This window comes from Rhodanobacter aciditrophus, assembly GCF_050026795.1.
In the GTDB taxonomy this organism is placed as follows: Bacteria; Pseudomonadota; Gammaproteobacteria; order Xanthomonadales; family Rhodanobacteraceae; genus Rhodanobacter_A.
Genome location: NZ_JALBWP010000010.1, coordinates 549,067 through 570,266, shown reverse-complemented (window position 1 = coordinate 570,266; position 21,200 = coordinate 549,067). Strand labels below are relative to the sequence as shown.

Annotated in this window: 14 protein-coding genes; 7 read left to right on the top strand and 7 right to left on the bottom strand. The window is 69.5% G+C overall.

What is annotated here, in order from left to right; genetic code table 11:
* Positions 1–13 precede the first annotated feature (13 nt).
* Both pgeF and rluD read right to left on the bottom strand, forming a co-directional pair.
* Complete coding sequence (gene pgeF / locus ACQGNW_RS07350; protein WP_426662481.1) at positions 14–763, bottom strand: peptidoglycan editing factor PgeF; 750 nt, start codon at positions 761–763, stop codon at positions 14–16.
* A gap of 117 nt (positions 764–880) precedes the next feature.
* Positions 881–1,855, bottom strand: coding sequence for a 23S rRNA pseudouridine(1911/1915/1917) synthase RluD (gene rluD, locus ACQGNW_RS07345; RefSeq protein ID WP_426662480.1), 975 nt, complete (start codon positions 1,853–1,855; stop codon positions 881–883).
* Between the two features lie 94 nt (positions 1,856–1,949).
* On the opposite strand from rluD, the gene ACQGNW_RS07340 reads away from it, so the two are divergent.
* Positions 1,950–2,816 carry an outer membrane protein assembly factor BamD gene (locus tag ACQGNW_RS07340; RefSeq protein ID WP_426662479.1) on the top strand — a complete coding sequence of 289 codons (867 nt, stop codon included), beginning with the start codon at positions 1,950–1,952 and terminating at the stop codon, positions 2,814–2,816.
* Between the two features lie 72 nt (positions 2,817–2,888).
* On the opposite strand, the gene ACQGNW_RS07335 is transcribed toward ACQGNW_RS07340, so the two are convergent.
* Together ACQGNW_RS07335 and ACQGNW_RS07330 are read right to left on the bottom strand one after the other, a co-directional pair.
* Positions 2,889–4,511: an NAD+ synthase gene (locus ACQGNW_RS07335; RefSeq protein WP_426662478.1), complete on the bottom strand. Its 1,623-nt coding sequence runs from the start codon at positions 4,509–4,511 to the stop codon at positions 2,889–2,891.
* Between the two features lie 83 nt (positions 4,512–4,594).
* Complete coding sequence (locus tag ACQGNW_RS07330) at positions 4,595–5,212, bottom strand: LysE/ArgO family amino acid transporter (RefSeq protein WP_426662477.1); 618 nt, start codon at positions 5,210–5,212, stop codon at positions 4,595–4,597.
* Between the two features lie 102 nt (positions 5,213–5,314).
* Between ACQGNW_RS07330 and ACQGNW_RS07325 the strand changes: the two genes are divergently transcribed.
* Complete coding sequence (locus ACQGNW_RS07325) at positions 5,315–6,214, top strand: LysR family transcriptional regulator ArgP (protein WP_426662476.1); 900 nt, start codon at positions 5,315–5,317, stop codon at positions 6,212–6,214.
* Between the two features lie 238 nt (positions 6,215–6,452).
* Here the strand turns inward: ACQGNW_RS07325 and sucD are convergent, their stop codons facing one another.
* The gene (gene sucD, locus ACQGNW_RS07320; protein WP_426662475.1) at positions 6,453–7,328 is read right to left on the bottom strand and encodes a succinate--CoA ligase subunit alpha; all 876 of its coding nucleotides are present in this window, start codon (positions 7,326–7,328) and stop codon (positions 6,453–6,455) included.
* 14 nt (positions 7,329–7,342) lie between these two features.
* Positions 7,343–8,503, bottom strand: coding sequence for an ADP-forming succinate--CoA ligase subunit beta (gene sucC / locus ACQGNW_RS07315; RefSeq protein WP_426662474.1), 1,161 nt, complete (start codon positions 8,501–8,503; stop codon positions 7,343–7,345).
* Positions 8,504–8,821: 318 nt separating this feature from the next.
* Between sucC and ACQGNW_RS07310 the strand changes: the two genes are divergently transcribed.
* The gene (locus tag ACQGNW_RS07310; RefSeq protein WP_426662473.1) at positions 8,822–10,465 is read left to right on the top strand and encodes a sensor histidine kinase; all 1,644 of its coding nucleotides are present in this window, start codon (positions 8,822–8,824) and stop codon (positions 10,463–10,465) included.
* Positions 10,466–10,481: 16 nt separating this feature from the next.
* On the opposite strand, the gene ACQGNW_RS07305 is transcribed toward ACQGNW_RS07310, so the two are convergent.
* Entirely contained in the window at positions 10,482–11,441 is a 960-nt protein-coding gene (locus tag ACQGNW_RS07305; protein WP_426662738.1) for a LacI family DNA-binding transcriptional regulator, read from the bottom strand.
* A 295-nt stretch (positions 11,442–11,736) separates the two neighbouring features.
* Between ACQGNW_RS07305 and pgmB the strand changes: the two genes are divergently transcribed.
* The 4 genes from pgmB to ACQGNW_RS07285 all read left to right on the top strand — a co-directional run bounded on the left by pgmB (position 11,737) and on the right by ACQGNW_RS07285 (position 21,143).
* The gene (gene pgmB / locus ACQGNW_RS07300; protein WP_426662472.1) at positions 11,737–14,814 is read left to right on the top strand and encodes a beta-phosphoglucomutase; all 3,078 of its coding nucleotides are present in this window, start codon (positions 11,737–11,739) and stop codon (positions 14,812–14,814) included.
* Between the two features lie 50 nt (positions 14,815–14,864).
* Positions 14,865–17,393: a TonB-dependent receptor gene (locus ACQGNW_RS07295; protein ID WP_426662471.1), complete on the top strand. Its 2,529-nt coding sequence runs from the start codon at positions 14,865–14,867 to the stop codon at positions 17,391–17,393.
* Between the two features lie 190 nt (positions 17,394–17,583).
* The gene (locus tag ACQGNW_RS07290) at positions 17,584–18,849 is read left to right on the top strand and encodes an MFS transporter (protein ID WP_426662470.1); all 1,266 of its coding nucleotides are present in this window, start codon (positions 17,584–17,586) and stop codon (positions 18,847–18,849) included.
* 50 nt (positions 18,850–18,899) lie between these two features.
* Positions 18,900–21,143, top strand: a complete 2,244-nt coding sequence (locus ACQGNW_RS07285) for a glycosyl hydrolase family 95 catalytic domain-containing protein (RefSeq protein WP_426662469.1) — start codon at positions 18,900–18,902, stop codon at positions 21,141–21,143.
* Positions 21,144–21,200: the final 57 nt, after the last annotated feature.

Below are 21,200 nucleotides of genomic sequence, written 5' to 3'. Positions count from 1 at the left end.
GACGGATGGACGGTCAGCCGCCCGCCAGCCAGACCAGGCTAGCAAACCGGCCGCTGCGCGCCCCTTCCCGCCGGTACGAGTAGAACCGTGCATCGGCAAAGGTATCGAAGCCGCCACCGTGCACACGCACAACGCCGGCCGCCGCCAGCCGCTGCCGCGCCAGCCGTTCCAGATCGCAATGCCAGTGCCCCGGTCGCGTCGGCGCGAAGCCGGCAGCCGCGGCAGCCGCGTGATCCACGAACGCGGCGCGCACCTCCTCGCCCACCTCGTAGGAAGGTCCGCCGATGCACGGGCCCAGCCACGCCAGCAGGCGCGACGGCGCCAGCTGCAGCTGCTCGATGGTGGCCTCCAGCACGCCCGCGGCGAGGCCGCGCCAGCCGGCATGGGCGGCGCCGATGGCGCTGCCGTCGTCCGCGCAGAACAGCACCGGCAGGCAGTCGGCGGTGAGGATGGCGAGCGCGGTGCCGGGGATGTGCGAGACCGCGGCGTCGGCCTGCGGTTCGGCGGCGACGGACAGCGGGCCGAGTTCGGCCACGGTGCAGCCGTGCACCTGGTGCAGCCAGCGCGGCGCGCTCGGCAAGTCCAGCGCCTGCTGCAGCACGCCGCGGTTGCTGGCCACCACCTCAGCCGATTCGCCGCTGCGCAGGCCGAGGTTGAAGCGGCCGAACGGGGGCGCCGAGACGCCGGGGCCTTCGCGGGTGCTCACCGCCGCGCGCACGCACGCGGGCGCCGGCCAGTCGGGGAAGATCCAGGTGTCGGTCATGTCCTTCGACGCGGGTGGGGCGGGGAAACGGCAAGCATCGCACAGGCACGCCGCCGGCGCGCGGCGACGGCCGGCCCGGGAGCCGAAGCCCCGCCGCACCGCGGGGAGCCGCGCGGATCAGTCGTCGTCGTGACCGTGCGCCGCGAGATCGGCACGCAGGGCCTCGATCAGCGCGGTCATGTCGGCCGGCCGCTCGGCGGCGAAGGCCAGCGGTTCGCCGGTGACGGGATGCGCGAACGCCAACCGCTCGGCGTGCAGCGCCTGGCGGCGGAAGCCGCGCAGCGCGGCGACCAGCTCCGGGGTGGCGCGCCTGGGCAGCTTGAGGCCGCCGCCGTACAGCGGATCGCCCACCAGCGGGTGGCCGACGTGGGCGAGATGCACGCGGATCTGGTGGGTGCGCCCGGTCTCCAGGTTGCACTGGATCAGGCTGTGGGCGCGGAAGCGTTCGCGCAGGCGGTAATGGGTGACGGCATGCTTGCCGCCTTCCTCGTCGCGCACGGCCTGGCGCAGGCGGTCGCCCATGCTGCGGCCGATCGGCGCGTCGACCGTGCCGCCGGAAACGAGGCTGCCCAGCACCACCGCCTCGTACTGTCGTTCGACGTCGTGGTGCGACAGCATCTCCACCAGCGCGGTCATCGCGGGCAGGGTCTTCGCCACCACCATCAGGCCGGAGGTGTCCTTGTCCAGCCGATGCACGATGCCGGCGCGCGGCAGCTCGGCCAGTTTCGCGTCGTGGTGCAGCAGCGCGTTGAGCAGGGTGCCGGAGGGATTGCCTGCGCCCGGATGCACCACCAGGCCGGCGGGCTTGTCCAGCACCAGCAGGTGCTCGTCCTCGTGCACGACGGCAAGCGCGATGGCCTCCGGCGCGCTTTCCACCTCGGCTTCCAGCTCGGCTTCCAGCCGCACCTGCTCGCCGCCGCGCAGCAACTGGCGGGGCGGCACCACGGCGCCGTCCAGCGTGGCCGCACCGGACTTGATCCAGGCGGCGAGGCGCGAGCGCGAATAGTCCGGGAACAACTCGGCCAGCGCCTGGTCGAACCTGCGTCCGGCCGCCGCCAGCGGCACCCGGGCTTCATGGCGTATCGCGGTCATGCGCGGTCCTCCGCGCGGCAGGCGGCGGCCTGCCGCGGAGCGGCAGCGGTTTCGGCTATCATGCCTTTTCGATCAAACATCTGAATCCTTTTCCATGCGTCCAACTATCGACTCGCTCAAGCTGCCGATGACCACCCGGTTCTGCCTCAGGACGCTCGCCGTGCTTGCGCTGGCGCTGACGATGAGCGCCTGCTCGCTGTTCGGCCACAAGCGCGACAACATCGATACCATGCCGGTGGACGCCCTGTACAACAACGCGCACACCTCGCTGGAGAACGCCGACTACTCCGCGGCCATCAAGGCCTATCAGCGCCTGATCGCCCGCTTCCCGTCCGGCGACTACAACGAGCAGGCCCAGCTGGAACTGGCCTACGCACAGTACAAGGACAGCCAGTCGGACGACGCGTACTCGACGATCAACCGCTTCATCAAGACCTACCCGGCCAACAAGCATGTGGATTATGCCTATTACCTGCGCGGCCTGATCAACTTCGACCGCACCACCGGCTTCATGGACCGCGTTTCGCACGACAAGCAGGCGCAGTCGCGCCGCGACCAGGCCTACAACCTGCAGTCCTTCGACGACTTCGCCGAGCTGTCGCGCCGCTTCCCGAACAGCGCGTACGCCGCCGACGCCCGCCAGCGCATGATCTACCTGCGCAACGTGCTGGCGCAGTACGAGATCAACGTGGCCGAGTTCTACCTGTTCAACCGTGTCTACATCGGCGCCGCCGACCGCGCGCAGTACGTGATCGAGCACTACCAGCAGGCGCCGCAGACCGGCGACGCGCTGGCCATCCTCACCCGCAGCTACCTCGCGCTGAAGCAGGACAAGCTGGCCGCGCAGACCCGCCAGGTGCTGGCGCTCAACTACCCGGACCACCCTTATCTGAAGGACCCGAAGTGGCCGCACGAGGTATCCATCTGGCGCAGGATGGTGCCGTTCGTGCGGCACCACTGAGCGCGGCGACGCTGCAACGAAGGCACCGGGCGAAGGCCCGGTGCTTTTTCGTATCCGGCGCGGGATCGCTGCTCAGCGCCAGCCCGAGGTGATCGGGTAGCGCCGCTCGCGGCCGAACGCGCGGGTGGTGACGCGCGGCCCGGGCGCCGACTGGCGGCGCTTGAACTCGTTGGCCAGCACCAGCCGCACCACGCGGTGCACCACGTCGGCGGCGAAGCCGGCCGCGGCGATCTCGGCCTGCGACTGCTCGCCCTCGATGAAGCGCGCGAGGATCGCGTCCAGCACCTCGTAGGGCGGCAGCGAGTCCTGGTCGGTCTGGTTGTCGCGCAGCTCGGCCGAGGGCGGGCGGTCGATCACCGCCACCGGGATCGCCTCCTCGCCGCCGGCCTGCGCGTTGCGCCAGCGCGCGAGGCGGTACACCACGGTCTTGTAGACGTCCTTCAGCGGCGCATAGGCGCCGCACATGTCGCCGTACAGCGTGCAGTAGCCCACCGCCATCTCGCTCTTGTTACCGGTGGCGAGCAGCAGCCGGCCGTGCTTGTTGGACAGCGCCATCAGCATCACGCCGCGGGTGCGCGACTGCAGGTTCTCCTCGGTGGTGTCGGCGCCCTTGCCGGCGAACGCGGGCGCCAGCGCGCCGAGGAAGGAACGGTAAGTCGGCTCGATGTCGATCACGTGGTAGTCCACGCCCAGCCGCCCGGCCTGGGCGCGGGCGCCGTCCAGCGACAGCTGCGAGGTGTGGCGGCTGGGCATCATCACCGCGGTGACGCGGTCGGCGCCCAGCGCGTCCACCGCCAGCGCCAGGGTCAGCGCCGAATCGATGCCGCCGGACAGGCCCAGCAGCACGCCGGGAAAGCCGTTCTTGTCGATGTAGTCGCGGATGCCGCGCACCAGCGCGGCGTACAGCACCGCCTCGCTGCAGGCGTCGCCGGCTTCCGGCCAGCTTTCGGCGCGCAGCGTGCGCGTGGCGGAGTCGAACTCGGCCCACAGCAGCGCGTCGACGAAGGCCGGCGCGCGCGCCGCGATGCTGCCGTCGCCGTTCACCAGCAGCGCGCCGCCGTCGTAGACCACCTCGTCCTGGCCGCCGACCAGGTTGAGGTAGACAAAGGCGCAGCCGGTTTCCCGTGCGCGCGCGACCAGCACCGCCTCGCGCTCGGCCTGCTTCGCGTCGTCCCAAGGCGAGGCGTTGGTCACCACGACCAGTTCGGCGCCGGCGCGGGCCGCGGCGGCGGCCGGCTCGGGCCGCCACACGTCCTCGCAGATCAGCAGGCCTACGCGCACGCCGGCCAGCGTGGTCACCGCACTGGCATGGCCGGGGCGGAAATAGCGCTTGTCGTCGAACACGCCGTAGTTGGGCAAGGCCTGCTTGTGCGCGATTTGCGCAATGCGCCCATCGCGCAGCAGCGCGGCCGCGTTGAACACCTCGCCCTCGCTGTGCGGGAAACCCACCAGCGCGGCCAGGCCGTCCGTGCCGGCCGCCAGCGCCTCCAGCTCCTGCTGGCAGGCGGCGAGGAAACTCGGGCGCAGCAGCAGGTCTTCCGGCGGGTAGCCCGAGAGGGTCAGCTCGGGAAACACCACGAGATCGGCGCCGCCGCTGCGAGCCTGCGCCGTCAGGTCGCCCACCTTCGCGGCATTCGCCGCGACCGCGCCGACCGGGAAATCGTGCTGGGCCAGCGCCAATCTGAGGACGGCCATGGATCAAGCTCTTCGGGGGATGGGATCGGGGACGAAATGGTAGTGCATCACCACCCGGACAAGAGCCCCGAATGCCCCCGGCCTCAGGTCATCGGCTGCAACAGCAGCACGCTGGCCAGCCCCCACATCAGCGCCGCCACCAGCACGTCGAACGCGCGCCACGCGGCCGGGCTGCGGAACACCGGCAGCAGCAGCCGCGCGCCGTAGCCGAGCGCGCTGAACCACAGCACGCTGGCGCTGCCCGCGCCGGCGGCGAACGACCACCGCCCGGTGCCGGCGTAATGGGTGGACAGGCTGCCGAGCAACACCACGGTATCCAGGTACACGTGGGGGTTGAGCAGCGTGAATCCGAGGCAGGCGAGCAGCGTGCGTCCGCGCCCGTCCGCCGCCGCATCGGCGGGGCGCAGCCCGCTTTCGCCGCGCCAGGCGCGCCGCGCGGCCAGCAGGCCGTAGGTGGCGAGAAAGGCCGCCCCGATGAAGCGCAAGACCTGCAGCAGCCCGGGCTGCTGCCTGACCGCCAGCCCCATGCCGGCCACGCCCAGCGCGATCAGCACGAGGTCGGCCAGCGCACAGACCAGCACCACCGCGCCGACGTGCCGGCGCTGCAGCCCCTGGCGCAGCACGAAGGCGTTCTGCGCGCCGATGGCGACGATCAGGCCGGCGCCGGTGCCGAGCCCGGCGAAATAGGCGGATGGAAGCATGGAAACCTCGCGGAAGGAGGCCTACTTTCGTATGGCCGTCCGCATCAGTAAAACTATATTTGCTTAACTTGATTCAGTTTCGCTAACTTCGGGAGAGTACCCGTGCGCATGCTCAATCCCCAGCTGGCCGCCTTCGTCGCCGTACTGGAGGAAGGCGGCTTCGACGCTGCCGCGCGGCGGCTCGCGTTGACCCCTTCGGCCATCTCCCAGCGCATCAAGGCGCTGGAAGATCGCCTGGGCCAGGTGCTGGTGCTGCGTCAGTCGCCCAGCCGGGCCACGCCCGCGGGGGAGCGGCTGCTGCGGGGCGTGCAGCAGATGCGCCTGCTGGAAGCCGAGATCCTGGGCGACTTCGCCGTCGAGACCACGCCCGCCACGCCGGTCACGGTGGCTATCGCCGTGAACGCCGACTCGCTCGCCACCTGGGTGCTCGGCGCCCTGGTCGAGCCGCACCGGCGCGACGGATTGCTGTTCGACGTGCGGGTGGAGGACCAGGACCACTCCGCCGACCTGCTGCGCGACGGCTCGGTGCTCGGCGCGATCACCGCCGATGCCCGCCCGGTGCAGGGTTGCACGGTGAAGAAGCTGGGCGTGATGCGCTATCTGCCGATCGCCTCGCCGGACTTCGTCGCCCGCCATTTCGCCCGCGGCCTCGATGCCGCCGCGCTGGGCACGGCACCGATGCTGGTGTTCAACCGCAAGGACGCCCTGCAGTGGCGTTTCGTGCGCAGCGTGACTCATGCCCGGCTGGCCCCGCCCATGCACTATCTGCCTTCCTCCACCGCCTTCGTGGAGGGCGCGGCGCTGGGCCTGGGTTGGGCGATGGCGCCGGAGACGATGCTGGAACAGCCCTTCGCCCAGGGCACGCTGCAGCCGATCGCGCCCGGGCGCTGGCTGGACGTGCCGCTGTACTGGCAGCACTGGTCGATCCGCTCGGCTGCCCTGGCCAAGGTCACCGACGCCCTGCTGCGTGCGGCGCGGCATGGTCTGCGCCCCGCGCAATAAGCCTTGCGATCATCCCTGATCGCGAGAATCAAACGGGCGGCCATCCATGGCCACACTCTTCTAAGCCTTGCGATCATCCCTGATCGAGAATCAAACGGGCGGCCATCCATGCCCACACTCTTCTAAGCCTTGCGATCATCCCTGAGCGAGAATCAAACGGGCGGCCATCCATGGCCGCACTCTCCAAAGAAAGGGCCGCACTATGGCGGCCCTTCTGGCGTCGATCGGACGGAACCGATTACTTCTTCATCAGCTGGGCGAGCGTCTTGCCGAGATCGGCCGGCGACTTCACCGTGGTCACGCCCGCCTTCTCCAGCGCGGCGAACTTCGCGGCCGCCGTACCCTTGCCGCCGGAGATGATCGCGCCGGCGTGGCCCATGCGCTTGCCGGCCGGGGCCGACGCGCCGGCGATGAAGGACACCACCGGCTTCTTGACGTACTCGCCGATGAACTCGGCGGCGTCTTCCTCGGCGCTGCCGCCGATCTCGCCGACCATGATGATGCCCTCGGTCTGCGGATCGTCCTGGAACAGCTTCAGGCAGTCGATGAAGCTCAGGCCGTTGATCGGGTCGCCGCCGATGCCGATGCAGGTGGACTGGCCCAGGCCCTCGTTGGTGGTCTGGAACACCGCTTCATAGGTCAGCGTGCCCGAACGCGACACGATGCCGACCTTGCCCGGCTGGTGGATGTGGCCCGGCATGATGCCGATCTTGCACTCGCCCGGGGTGATGATGCCGGGGCAATTCGGCCCGATCAGCACGGTTTCCGGATGCTGCGCCAGCACGTTCTTCACGCGCAGCATGTCCAGCACCGGGATGCCCTCGGTGATCGCCACGATCACGCGGATGCCCGCGTCGACGGCTTCGAGGATCGAATCGGCCGCAAACGGCGGCGGCACGAAGATCACCGACGCATCGGCGCCGGTCTCGGCGACGGCTTCGTCGACCGAGTTGAACACCGGCAGGCCGATGTGCTCGCTGCCGCCCTTGCCCGGGGTGACGCCGCCGACGACCTGGGTGCCGTAGTCCAGCGCCTGCTGCGCGTGGAAGGTGCCCTGCTGGCCGGTGAAGCCCTGCACGATCACCTTGGTGTTCTTGTTGACGAGAACGCTCATGTCTTAATTGCTCCTCACTTCGCGGCGGCCACGGCTTTCTGCGCCGCGTCGTTGAGATCGTCGGCCGGCGTGATCGCCAGGCCGGAATTGGCCAGCAGCTCGCGGCCCAGCTCCACGTTGGTGCCCTGCAGGCGCACCACCACCGGAATCTTCAGGCCCACTTCCTTCACCGCGGCGATGATGCCCTCGGCGATCAGGTCGCAGCGCACGATGCCGCCGAAGATGTTGACCAGGATGGCCTTCACCTTGTCGGAGGAGAGGATCAGCTTGAACGCCTCGGTCACGCGCTCCTTGGTGGCGCCGCCGCCGACGTCGAGGAAGTTGGCCGGCTCGCCGCCCGCCAGCTTGATCACATCCATGGTGGCCATGGCCAGGCCCGCGCCGTTGACCATGCAGCCGATGGTGCCGTCCATGGTCACGTAGTTGAGGTTGTGCTGCACGGCGGCCGCTTCGGCCTGGTCTTCCTGGGTCAGGTCGCGCATGGCGACCAGCTCGGGATGGCGGAAGTCGGCGTTGTCGTCGGAGTTGACCTTGCCGTCGAGCGCGGCGAGGTTGCCGTCCTCGAGGATCGCCAGCGGGTTGAGCTCGACCAGCGACAGGTCCTTCTCGTTGAACAGCCTGTACAGGCCCAGCATGATCTTGGTCAGCTGGTTGACCTGCTTGGCGTTCAGGTCCATCGCGAAGCCGAGGTTGCGGCACTGGTAGGGCTGCAGGCCTTCGACGAAGTCCACCACGATGGTGTGGATGTCCTCGGGCGTGTCGCGGGCGACCTGTTCGATGTCCACGCCGCCGTGCTTGGAGGCGATGAAGGAGACCGCCTTGGAGTCACGATCGACCAGCACCGACAGGTAGAGCTCCTTGGCGATGTTCGTCGCGTCGGTCACCAGCACCAGGTTGACCGGCAGCGCGCGGCCGGCGGACTGGTAGGTCGCCATGTTCGTGCCCAGCATGCCCTTGGCGGCAGCGCGCACGTCGTCGAGGCTCCTGCAGAACTTGACGCCGCCGGCCTTGCCGCGGCCGCCTGCATGGATCTGCGCCTTGACCATCCACTGCGAGCCGCCCAGCGCCTTGGCGGCGTCGACGGCGGCATCGGGGGAGTTGGCAACCTTGCCCGGCGGCACGGCAATGCCGTACTGCGCGAACAGTTCTTTGGCCTGGTATTCGTGGAAATTCATTCGATAGCCTCGAGCGAACGGGAGAACAGCCTCGCGCGGAAGGGACGCGGCGCGGGCTTGCGGGGGTCGGACGGCGTTGCGGCGCTGCCGGCGGGGCGGTGCGCGCCGCCAGCCCGACAGGGCAAAACCGCGCAACACGGCCGCCTATTTTCGCGGAAGCGCCTCCCGATGGAAAGAGGTGGCCCCGGAACCCGCCCGGAACGCCGCCGGACCGTCGGCCATTCGTGCCGAACGGATCGGCGCGGCCGCCCCGCGGCTCGAAGTTTCCGCGGAGGCAACCCTATACTCGTCCACGATCGCCCCGGAGTGCCATGCACCGTGTCCAGCACCGTCCTGCCGCAGCTCAACGCCCAGCGAGCCGTTCCGGCGGCGATCCGCCACGAGATGCTGTTCCTCAACGCGTTCCGGCTGGTCCAGGCGCTGGTCTACATCGGCCTGGCGTTCGCGCCGATGCAGGTCGGCGGCGTGCTGCCGAGCTCGCCGCAGCTCGCCCTGCTGGTCACGCTGCCCTACCTGCTGTTTGCCGTCGCGGCGCTGGCGCTGACCGGGCGCTGCGTGCCCTACGCGAAGGTGACCGTGTCGATCTGGCTGGTGGTGGACATCGCCGCCGCCGTGCTGGCACTCAGCGCGATCGACTACGCCCGCATCGGCATCGCGATGATGCTGGCGGTGAACCTGGGCGTGGGCGCGCTGATCCTGTCGCTGCGGCTGTCCAGCTTCTTCGCCGCGCTGGCCACGCTGGGCCTGCTCGCGCACGCCCTGCTGGCCGAGCCCGGCGGTGCCCATGGCGACCGCAACCTGCTGGAGTCGGCGCTGTTCGGCCTGGCCTACTTCGCGATCACCACGCTGTGCCACGTGCTGGGCCGGCAGTTGCGCGCCAGCGAGGCACTGGCCGAGCAGCGCAGCACCGACCTGGCCAACCTCTCACAGGTCAATGAGCTGATCATCCGCCGCATGAAGACCGGCGTGCTGCTGGTGGACGACGCCAACCGCATCCACCAGATCAACGAGTCGGCCTGGATGCTGCTGGGCAACCCCAGCGCCGAACAGCGCGACCTGGGCCGCCTCGCACCGGAGCTGTCGCGCCGGCTTTACCACTGGATGACCTCGGGCAAGCTGGACGAGACCGCCACCCAGCTCGCCGACGGCGTGCCCGAGGTGGTGCCGCGCTTCTCCCGCCTCGCGCCGAACGACGATTCGCTGGTGCTGATCTTCCTCGACGACACCTCGCTGCTGTCGCGCCGCGCCGAGGAGCTCACGCTCAGCTCGCTGGGCCGGCTGTCCGCCTCGATCGCGCACGAGATCCGCAACCCGCTGGCGGCGATCCGCTATTCCGCGCAGCTGCTCGCCGAGTCGGAAAAGATGGACGCCGCCGACCAGCGCATGGTCGAGATCATCAACAACCACTGCGTGCGGCTCAACGAGATCATCGAGAATATCCTGCAGCTGTCGCGCCGCGAACGCTCGCGGCCGGAGACGCTGGACCTCGGCCGCTGGGCGCAGGGTTTCGTGGACGAATACAAGCTCGGCAACGACCTCGGCAACGACACGCTGCGCGTGGTGGTGGGCGGCGCCACCGCGGTGGCCGCGATGGCCGATCCGCAGCAGCTGCAGCAGGTGATGTGGAACCTGGTGCAGAACGCGCTGCGCTACGGCCGCCTGCCCGGCGAGCCGGCGCGGGTGATAGTGATCGTGCGCAACGGCGAGCACGGCGAGCCGATCCTGGAAGTGACCGACCGCGGCCCCGGCATCGCGCCGAAGGTGGCCGCGCAGATCTTCGAGCCGTTCTACACCACCCACGAATACGGCACCGGCCTCGGCCTGTACCTGGCGCGGCAGATGGCCGAGGCGAACCAGGCCTCGCTGGAATACGTGCGCGTGGCCGGCGGCGGCAGCTGCTTCCGGCTGGTGCTCACGCCGCCGCAGATGAACCGCCTGGCGGGCGAGGCGGCCGCGGGCTGAGCGCCCCGCTCCCGGTTCAGGTCGCCCGCACCACCAGCGTGGTCGGCAGCATCTGCGAGGTCACCGGCTGGCCGTCGATCAGCGCCAGCACCTTGCGCGCCAGCAGCACGCCGCCCTCCTGCCAGTTCTGCCGCACCGTGGACAGCGGCGGCAGGAAGCTGGCGCCGTGCGGGGTGTCGTCGTAGCCCACCACCGAGACGTCGTTCGGCACCGACAGGCCCTGTTCCACCAGCGCGCGGATCGCCCCCATCGCCAGCAGGTCGCTGCAGGCGAAGATCGCATCGAAGCGCACCTTGCGGGCGGCCAGCGAGCGCACCGCGTCGACGCCCGACTCCAGCGTCCAGTCCACCCGCTGCAGCAGCAGCGGCTTGATGCCGTGGCCGGCCAGCTCGTCGACGAAGCCGTGCAGGCGCTGGGCCATTTCCGGATGGTCGGAGTTGCCGATGAACACCGGGTGGCGCCGTCCGATCGAGAGGAAGCGCTCGGCCACGCTGATGCCGCTCTGGCGGTTGTCGCTGCCCACCACGATGTGGCTGTCCCGCGCCGACTCGGCGCCCCACACCACCATCGGCAGGCCCATGCGGTCGTACAGACGCACCGCGTCCTGATGCACGCCCTGACCCAGCAGGATCAGGCCGTCGGCGGCCTGCACCGCGGCGTTCGCCGCGTCGTGGCGCGTGGTGAGCAGCACGCTGTAGCCGGCCGAGGTCAGCTCCTGCGAGATGCCGCCCAGCAGCGACAGCGGGTACGGGTCCCACATGGTGCGACCGGCAGAGGGCTTCATCTCCACGATCACCGCGACCGTGTGGCTGCGCCTGAGGCGCAGGTTGCGCGCACTGACATTGAGCTTGTAGCCGTGCTTGCGTGCCAGCGCCTGGACGCGCTCGCGTGTTTCCGTCGTCACCAGCGGGCTTTCGCCCAGCGCCCGCGACACGGTGATCTTGGACACCCCGGCCAGCTTCGCCAGGTCCGCCATGGTCAGGCCGGACTGGGCCGCGGCGGGCTGCTTCTTCTTGGCGGAACTCACGCGACAGCCCTCCGGGCAGTGAATGCGGGCGGCAGACGGCCGGCCTTGGCAACGGCAAGTGTCTCCCGTGGTGGCGATGCGTTCAATGCGACGCGTCGCGGCTCGCTCCGGGGGCCATTCCTGACCTGTCCACGGCGAATGATATCGATATCTTGATATCGATATCATTCGCCCGTATGCTGCGCCCGGACACGCGCCGGGCCCACTCCGGCGCCCACTGCGGCCATGCGAGGGGAAACATCACGTGCAGATCCATGATGCGGCTCCGCCTGCCCGACCCGCCGATGCGGGCGCGGCGCCGCATGCCTCGTCCGCCCTCGACCCGTGGCAGCTCGTCCGCCGCGGCCACGCGCGTGGCGGCTTCGCCACCGACGAGAGCCTGTTCGCGCTCGCCAACGGTTCGCTGGGTGTGCGCGGCGGCCTGGAGGAGGACGACAGCCCCAGCCAGGGCTGCTTCCTCGCCGGCGTGTGGGAGCGTTCACCGATCGCCTACCACGAACGCTTCACTGGCTTCGCCCGCCACACCGACACGCGCGTGCCGGTGGCCGACGCCAGCCGCATCCGGCTGTGGCTCGGCGAGGTGCCGGTGCGGCTGGACGAAGGCGAGTGGCTGGCACTGGAACGCCGGCTCGACCTGCGCGACGGCTGCTACCGGCGCACGCTGCGCTGGCGCGCGCCGGGCGGCGGCACGCTGGAAATCACCGCCGAGCGCCTCGTGCCGCTGGACCGGCCCGGCCTGCTGGCGATCCGCTACCGGGTGCGTTCGGTCGACTACCAGGGCCCGGTCACGCTGGAATCGGCGATCGACACCGCGCGCACGGCCACGGGCCAGGGCGACGACCCGCGCATCGGCGCACACCTGGACGGCGGCCTGCAGCTGCACGACGCGCAGGCCGGCGAAATGCAGGCCTGGGTGGCGCAGCACACCACGCACAGCGGCATCCGGCTGGTCTGCGCGCAGGCGCACCGCCTCGCCGACCCCGCACTGGCCTTCCGCGGTGCCACGCGCACGCCGCACGGAGTGGCGCAGACCTACGCCGGCACGCTCGCCCCCGGCGGCGAACTGACGCTGGAGAAATACGCGGCCTGGGCCTGGTCCCCGCCGGGCGCCACGGCCGGCGTCGACCCCGTCCTGCTGTCCAGCGCCGCCGCCGCGCTGGAGTCGGCCGGCCACGCAGGCTTCCCCTCCCTGCTGGCCGGCCAGGCGGGACAACTCGATGCGCTGTGGCGAACGGCCGACCTAGCCGTTGACGGCGCGCCGGAGGTGGAACAGGCGCTGCGCTTCAACCTGTTCCAGCTGTTCCAGTGCGGCAGCCGCGACGACCACGGCAGCGTCGCCGCCAAGGGCCTCACCGGCGAGGGCTACGAGGGCCACTGCTTCTGGGATGCCGAGGCCTTCATGCTGCCGGTGCTGGCCACGACCGCGCCGCAACTGGCGCGGCACATGCTGGCGTGGCGCCACGCCACGCTGGACCGGGCCCGCGCCCATGCCCGCGAACTTAACCACACGCACGGCGCGCTGTACCCGTGGCGCACGATCAGTGGCGACGAATGCTCGGCCTACTTTCCCGGCGGCTCGGCCCAGTACCACATCAACGCCGACATCGCCTGGGCGATCCGGCTGTACGTGGACGCCTCGGGCGACGAGGCGTTCCTGCGCGAGATGGGCGCGGAGATGCTGTGCGAAACCGCGCGCATCTGGCTGCAGGCGGGCCACTACAACCCGCGCCGCGGCGGCGCCTTCTGCATCCACGAGGTGACCGGGCCGGACGAATACTCCGCCCTGGTCGACAACAACCACTACACCAACCGCATGGCGCAGCGACACCTGCGCGATGCCGCCGCCACCATCGCGTGGCTGGCCGAGAAGCATCCGGCCGAGCACGCCGAGCTGGCGCGGCGCATCGGCCTCGCCGCGGACGAGGCGGCGCAGTGGCGGCACGCCGCCGACGCGATGTACCTGCCGATGGATGCCGAACTGGGCATCTTCCCGCAGGACGACGGCTTCCTTGACAAGCCCCGCCTCACGCCCGCGCAGATGCGCGATCCCGCGCTGCGTCCGCTGCTGCTGCACTGGCATCCGCTCACCATCTACCGCCACCAGGTGTGCAAGCAGGCCGACACCCTGCTGGCGCTGGTGCTGGCCGGCGAGGACGTGGACGTGGCCGCCAAGCGGCGCAACTTCGACTACTACGAAGGCGTCACCGTGCACGACTCCACGCTGTCCGCCTCCACCTTCGCAGTGCTGGCCGCCGAGACGGGCCGCGCGGCGGAGGCGTACCGCCATTTCCTCGACACCCTGCGGGTGGACCTGGACGACTCGCACGGCAACGCGGGACACGGCCTGCACATGGCGGCGATGGCCGGCAGCTGGCTGGCGCTGAGCTGGGGCTTCGGCGGCCTGCGCGTGCGGGACGGACGGCCTGCGCTGGCGCCGCAACTGCCGCGCGCCTGGCGCGGCTACCGCTTCGGCCTGCGCTGGCGCGACGCGCAACTGCGCATCGCGGTGGACGCCGGCGGCGTGCGCTACACGCTGGCCGCAGGCGAGAGTCTCGATTTCCTGCACCGCGGCCAGCCGCAGCGCCTGCGTCGTGGCGAATCGCTGCACCTGCCGCATCCCGCCGCGCCGGCGCACGCGGTGAAGGCGGTGATCTTCGACCTCGACGGCGTGCTCGCCGACACCGCGGTGCTGCATCGCATGGCCTGGCAGCAGTTGGCGGCCGAGATCGATGCGCCGTTCGACGAAGCGATCGCCGAGCGCATGAAGGGAGTGGACCGCACGGGTTCGCTGGAGATCCTGCTGGAGCGCGCGCCGCGCCGCTACAGCGACGAGGAAAAGGCCGAACTGGCCGCGCGCAAGAACGCCCGCTACGTGGAGCTGATCGGCCGCCTCGACCCGCGCCACCTGTTGCCCGGCGCGCGCGCCGCGGTGGAATCGGTGCGCCGCGCGGGGCTGAAGACCGCGCTGGCCTCGGCCAGCCGCAACGCGCCGCAGCTGCTCGAACGACTGGGCATCGTGGAGTTGTTCGACCACGTGGTCGACGCCAGCCGCATCGGGCGCTCCAAGCCCGACCCGGAAATCTTTCTCGCCGCCGCCGCCGGCCTCGGCTTGGCGCCGGCGGACTGCATCGGCGTGGAGGACGCCGCGGCAGGCATCGCCAGCATTCACGCCGCGGGGATGGCGGCGATAGGCATCGGCCGGGCGGAGGCCCTGGCCGAGGCAGACGTACTGTTGTCGGACATCGCCGCGTTCGACATCGGCCGGATCACAACGACAAGCGGCACATCGGCTCGGCCTCGCGCCGACGCCGGATCACCATGAAACCAGAACTGATGGGGAGTCAGAAGATGAGCGCTCGGCTATTCACAAGCTTGACACTGTCCGCGGCGATCGCGGCCGCCCTGGCCTCCGGCGCCGCACTGGCGCAGGACAACGGCCAGGCCACCGCCGGCACGCCGGCAACCACCACCGCGAAGAAAACCGGCGACCAGACGAAGAAGGTCCAGTCGCTGGAAACCGTCGTCGTCACCGGTTCGGCCAGCACCGTGGGCGTGCGCAAGATCGACGCCAGCTACTCGATCACCACCGCCTCCGCCGCGCAGATCCAGCAGGACAACCCGCGCAGCGCGGCCGACCTGCTGAAGATCTCGCCCGGCGTGTGGCCCGAGTCCACCGGCGGCCAGACCGGCGCGAACATCGAGATCGCCGGCTTCCCGGGCGGCGGCGACGCGCCGTTCTACACCAACCAGATCATGGGCACGCCGCTGTACGGCATGCCCTCGCTGTCGTTCTTCGAGCAGAGCTCGATGTTCCGCCTCGACGACACCATCGACCACGTGGAAATCCTGCAGGGCGGCCCGTCGGTGGTGTTCGGCGACGGCCAGATCGGACTCACCTCCAACTACATCCTCAAGCAGGGCACCGACACGCCGTCGGGCAGCATCGGCGTCACCTACGGCACCGAGAACCTCCGTCGCGTCGACGGCTTCTACGGCTTCCCGATCGGCAAGGGCGGCTGGTACGGCAGCGTGGGCGGCTTCTATCGCGACTCCGACGGCGTGCGCAATCCGCAGTTCCCCTCCGACAAGGGCGGCCAGCTCACCGCCACGCTGACCAAGGACTGGGACAACGGCTCGCTGGTGTTCTGGGCGCGAGGGCTGGACGACAAGAACCAGTTCATCACGCCGATCCCGCTGATCCAGACCGGCTCCGGCCAGTTCACCGCCTACCCGGGCTTCGACCCGCAGACCGACACCTACTACAGCCGCGCGATGCAGCACGTCTACCTGGAGAGCTATCCGGGCGGCGGCACCAGCGCGAACCTCGCCGACGGCCGCGGCGCCCAGCTCGGCTTCTTCGGCGCGAACTTCGACTGGGACTTCGGCAACGGCTGGACCGTCAGCGACAAGTTCCTGGTCGACGGCGGCAACATGGACACCAACGCGCTGTTCTCCGGCTCCAACCCGCAGACGCTGAGCAGCTGGGAGAACTCCGGCGGCACCTATCCGGACGGCAACGTTCCTGCCGGCGCCGTCTATACCGCCAGCTACACCAACGGTTCCGGCATCGTCACCGACCCGAACACGGACGTGATCAGCCAGGGCTGGTGGCATATCCACAAGAACCTGAAGAGCGCGGTCAACGACTTCCGCATCAGCAAGGAGCTGTTCGAGGGCAACACGCTGACCGCCGGCCTGTACCTGGCGCACTACACCGACAACGACCGCTGGTCGCTCGGCAACCCGATGCTGATGGGCAACACGCCGAACGCCACGCCGATCGCGGTGAGCTACGTGCAGAACGGCCAGACCTACTACGTCACCAACGGCCAGGGCCTGATCTACAACGGCGGCTACAACATCACCGAGAACGGCTCGGCCACCAACAAGGCGTTCTACCTGTCCGACTCGTGGAAGCTCGGCCAGTGGCTGTTCGACGCTTCGGCGCGGCTGGAGAACGAGAACGCCCGCAACACCGTGTGCAACCTGTCGAACGTCAACATCGACGGCAACCCGAACACGCTGTACGACAATGCCGTGGCGATGTGCAACGGCACCTACGCACGCACCAGCTACGACAAGACCCACACCTCGTGGACGGCCGGCGCCACCTACAAGATCCAGGACGACATGGCCGTCTACGCCCGTGCCAACAAGGGCGTGCACTTCAACAGCTTCGACGACCTGCGCGGCAGCGTCACCGGCGATACCTTGCCGGTGCTGAAGGTGCAGAACTTCGAGGTGGGCTGGAAGTACCAGCTCCCGGTGTTCAGCGCCGACATCTCGTACTACCACCGCCAGTTCGACGGCCTGAGCTACCAGCCCTCGCTGCTGGGCGTGCCGTTCGGCAGCAAGTCCACCTACGGTTCGGACTCCAAGGGCGTCAACTTCATCCTGAGGGCGAACACGCCGGACCAGATCTTCTCGGTGACCGCGGTCGGCAACTGGCTGGAGGGCCACTACTCGCACTTCAAGGGCGACGCGGTGTTCTACGGCCTGCCGACGCCGGGCAACCCCACCGGCCAGTTTGTCGGCACCTACCAGGGCAAGCAGCTGCAGCGCCAGCCGAAGTTCCAGATGCGCCTGACGCCGGCCCTGCGCCTGCCCACCGCCTACGGCGACCTGCGCCTGTGGGTGACCATGGAGTACGTGGGCAACCACACCCAGGACCAGCTCGCGCTGCAGCAACTCGGCACCTACACCGACTTCAGCGTGGGCGCGCAGTACAACTACGGCCCGCACTGGCTGTTCACCCTGGTCGGCTCCAACGTGACCGACACGCTGGGGCTGACCGAATCGAACTCGCGCATCGCGGGTTCGGCGGCCGGCGCATCGGGGGTGATCCTGGCACGTCCGCTGGAGGGCCACGAGTACAACCTGCAGGTGAAGTACCAGTTCTGAACCAGGCGCCCTGGGCGGCGGAAAATGCGGGCTGCGCGACGACCACCGACCGGCTTCGCCGTCGCGTAGCGTCCTGCCCCGAATGCCTCCGCCGCCCAGGCCCTAGACTGTTGCCCCGCGTAGCGGCCCGGATCGCGCGATGGCGGTTCGGGCCGCCTTTTTCCGCCTGGCCCACCCGCCCGAGGTGCGCATGAACCGTTTCCGCATGATCGCCGCGCTCGCGCTGACCTACGTGGTCTTCGCGATCCTGCTCAACAGCGTGGGCACCGTGATCCTGCAATCCATGGCCAGCTTCGGCGTCGGCAAGACCGAGGCCAGCCTGCTCGAACTGTTCAAGGACCTCACCATCGCCGTGGTCTCCTTCGGCGTGGCCTCCTTCCTGCCGCTGATCGGCTACCGGCGCGCGATGATCCTGGCGCTGGCGCTGCTCGGCGGCGCCTGCGTGCTGATGCCGCTGTTCCCCGGCTTCCGCACCACCGAAGTGCTTTTCACCTGCGTCGGCATCTCCTTCGCGCTGGCCAAGGTCGGCGTGTATTCGTCGATCGGCCTGCTCACCAGCGACCGCGCGGCGCACGGCCGCCTGACCTCGACGATCGAAGGCACCTTCATGCTCGGCGTGCTGGCCGGCAACTGGCTGTTCAGCGCCTTCATCAACCACGCCGCGCCCGCCGACCTGGTGTGGCTCGACGTGTACTGGCTGCTGGCCGCGCTGTGCGTGGCAGTGATCGCGCTGCTCGCCAGCTCGCGCATGGACGAGTCGGCGGCGCGCAACGTGCACACCTCGACGATGGCCGGCTCGCTGGTCGAGATGCTGCAGCTGTTCGTGCGGCCGCTGGTCTACGTGTTCCTGATCTCGGCCTTCCTCTACGTGCTGATCGAGCAGAGCTTCTCCACCTGGCTGCCGACCTTCAACAACGAGATCCTCAAGCTGCCGAACGCGATGAGCATCCAGCTGGCCAGCATCCTGCCCGGCGCGATCGCGCTGGGGCGCCTCGCCGCCGGCCAGGCGCTGCGGCGGCTGCACTGGTACACCCTGCTCAACATCTGCGTGGTCGGCATGGCGGCGATCGTGGCCGTGAGCCTGCCGCTGGCGCGCGACATCGTGCCGAGCGCGCACATCAGCTGGGGCGACGCCCCCGTCGCGGCCTACCTGTTCCCGCTGGTGGGCCTGCTGATGGCGCCGATCTATCCGGTGATCAACTCCGTGGTGCTGAGCTCCCTGCCCAAGCCCGCGCACGCGGCGATGACCGGGCTGATCGTGATCTTCTCCGCGCTGGGCGGCACGCTTGGCTCGCGCATCACCGCGATCGTGTTCGCCCGCTACAACGGCATCGACGCGTTCTACTTTTCGCTGCTGCCGATGAGCCTGGTGCTGCTGGCGCTGTTCTTCTTCAAGCGCCAGACGGACCGCACGAACCCGGCCGGCCGGGTCGCCATCGGCCTGGTCGCCAAATGAACCGCTCCACCACCGCACGCCCGCCGATCCACGCCCCTGCCGGAGCACGCATGAAAGCCCGTCTCGTCCGCCTCGCCTGCCTTGCCGCCGCGGCGCTGTTCGCGATCCCCGCCGTGGCCGCCACCGACCCCAGCTTCCTGCTGACCGGCACCAGCGAAAACTTCGGCAGCTATTTCCCCGGCTACCTGGCGAACGGCCATTTCTCGGTGATGACCTCGCCGCGCGGCACCGAGCCCGACCGCAGCTACATGGTCGCGTTCATGGACTACGCCAAGGGCGACATCTCGCGCCCCGCGGCGATCCCCGGCTGGAACGAGGTCGACTACAACCCGGGCGGCGGCTGGCTCAATTCGACGCGTCTGGACGCGAAGATCTTCGCGGGCTACGCGCAGACGCTGGACATGCACGATGCCACGCTCACCACGCGCTACCGCTTCGACTACGCGAACAAGTCCACCGGCGTGGAGGTGCAGAGCTTCGTCAGCCAGGCCGATCCGCACCTCGCCGCGATCCGCTTCACCATCACCCCGAAGTTCAGCGGCGACGTCGCGCTCAGCTTCCCGATCCGGCTGTGGTCGGAACACCAGCCGCGCTTCCCGATCGGCAGCATGAGCGGCGACCAGATGATCGCCGCGGTGATCGCCAGCGGGCAGAACCTGGACAACAAGCCCGTGCCCACGCCGGACCGTGCGGCGGTGTGGTACCCCGGCTACACCCGGGTGCTGTCGGACGACGGCGACGCGAAGACGCTGACGCTGTGGCTGGACGGCCGCGCCGAACAGGGCCTGGCGATGGCCGAAGCCGCCGCGCTGCAGTTGCCGGCCGGCATCGCGGTGAAGAGCGCGACGGTGACGAAAGGCCCGTACAAGCTGTCGCTCGACCTCGTGGTGCACGTCGAACAAGGCAGGCGCTACGCGTTCACCAAGTACGTCGCCGTCTCGCGCGAAGGCTGGGGCGGCGACGCCAAGGCCGACCTCGCGCTCGCCACGCAGGCGCGCATCGACGGCTTCGACAGGCTGCTCGCGCGCCATCGCGACGCCTGGCACGCGCTGTGGCAATCCGACATCGTGGTCGACGGCGATCCCGCGGTGCAGAAGGCCGTGCACTCAGACCTGTACTACCTGCTGTCGAACACCACCGTGGGCACCGCCTGGCCGATGGGCGCCTGCGCGCTCACCCCGAACTACGCCGGCCACGCGTTCTGGGACAGCGACTCGTGGGTGTTCCCCGCGCTGCTGCTGCTGCATCCCGAACGCGCCAAGCCCATCGTGATGTTCCGTCACCGCACCATGCAGCCCGCGCGGGAGCGGGCCAGGCAGTACGGCGCGAAGGGCCTGATGTATCCGTGGGAGTCCGATCCGCAGACCGGCGTGGACAACACGCCGCATTTCGCCTACGGCGTGTACCGCGAGATCCACGTCAACGCCGACGTCGCCATCGCGCAGTGGCAGTACTGGCTCGCCAGCGGCGACCGGGACTGGCTGAAGCGGTACGGCTGGCCGGTGATCAAGGGCGTGGCCGAGTTCTGGACGAGCCGCGTCACGTACGACAAGGCGCACGACCGCTACGAGATCCTGCACGTCACTTCGCCCGACGAGGCCTACGACGACGTGCCCAACGACGCGTTCACCAACGCCGCCGCGCAGAAGGCGCTGCGCATCGCCGTCAAGGCGGCCAGGCAGATCGGCACCGCACCCGACCCGCAGTGGTCGCGCATCGCCGACAGGATGTACATCCCGTTCGACGCCGCCGCGCAACGCCACTACGACTTCGATCCCTCGGTGCCGCACGACAAGATCACCTGGATGGGCTCCTCGCTGGCCTGGCTGATGTATCCCAACCTGGACCTGTCGATGTCGCCGCAGGTGCGCCGCAACGACTTCGACTTCCAGCTGCACGAACTGAAGACGCACGGCGACGATCCGAACGAGATGATGATGGTGATGCTCGCCGTGGGCGAGGCGGAGCTCGGCGACGGCAAGGCCGCCGGCGACTGGCTGCAGCGCAACCTGGTGGGCTTCCTCAAGCCGCCGTTCAACGTGCGCACCGAGACCGTGGCCAACAACGCCGGCTACATCCTCGCCACCTCGGCCGGCTACATCCAGAGCCTGGTCTACGGTCTCACCGGCCTGCGCATCGACGGCAAGGGTCTCGACCCCGCCTACGCGCCGGTGCTGCCGCCTGCGTGGAAGTCGCTTACGCTCAAGGGCGTGAGCTTCCGCGGCAAGCGCTACGACATCAGCATCGAACGCGACGCCGCGGGCAAGGCGAAGCTGGTGCAACGAGCGCTGTGAGGAGTTCCGGATAATGCGCATGTCCCTGTGCCGGAACGACGGGCAGATGCCCGCGCA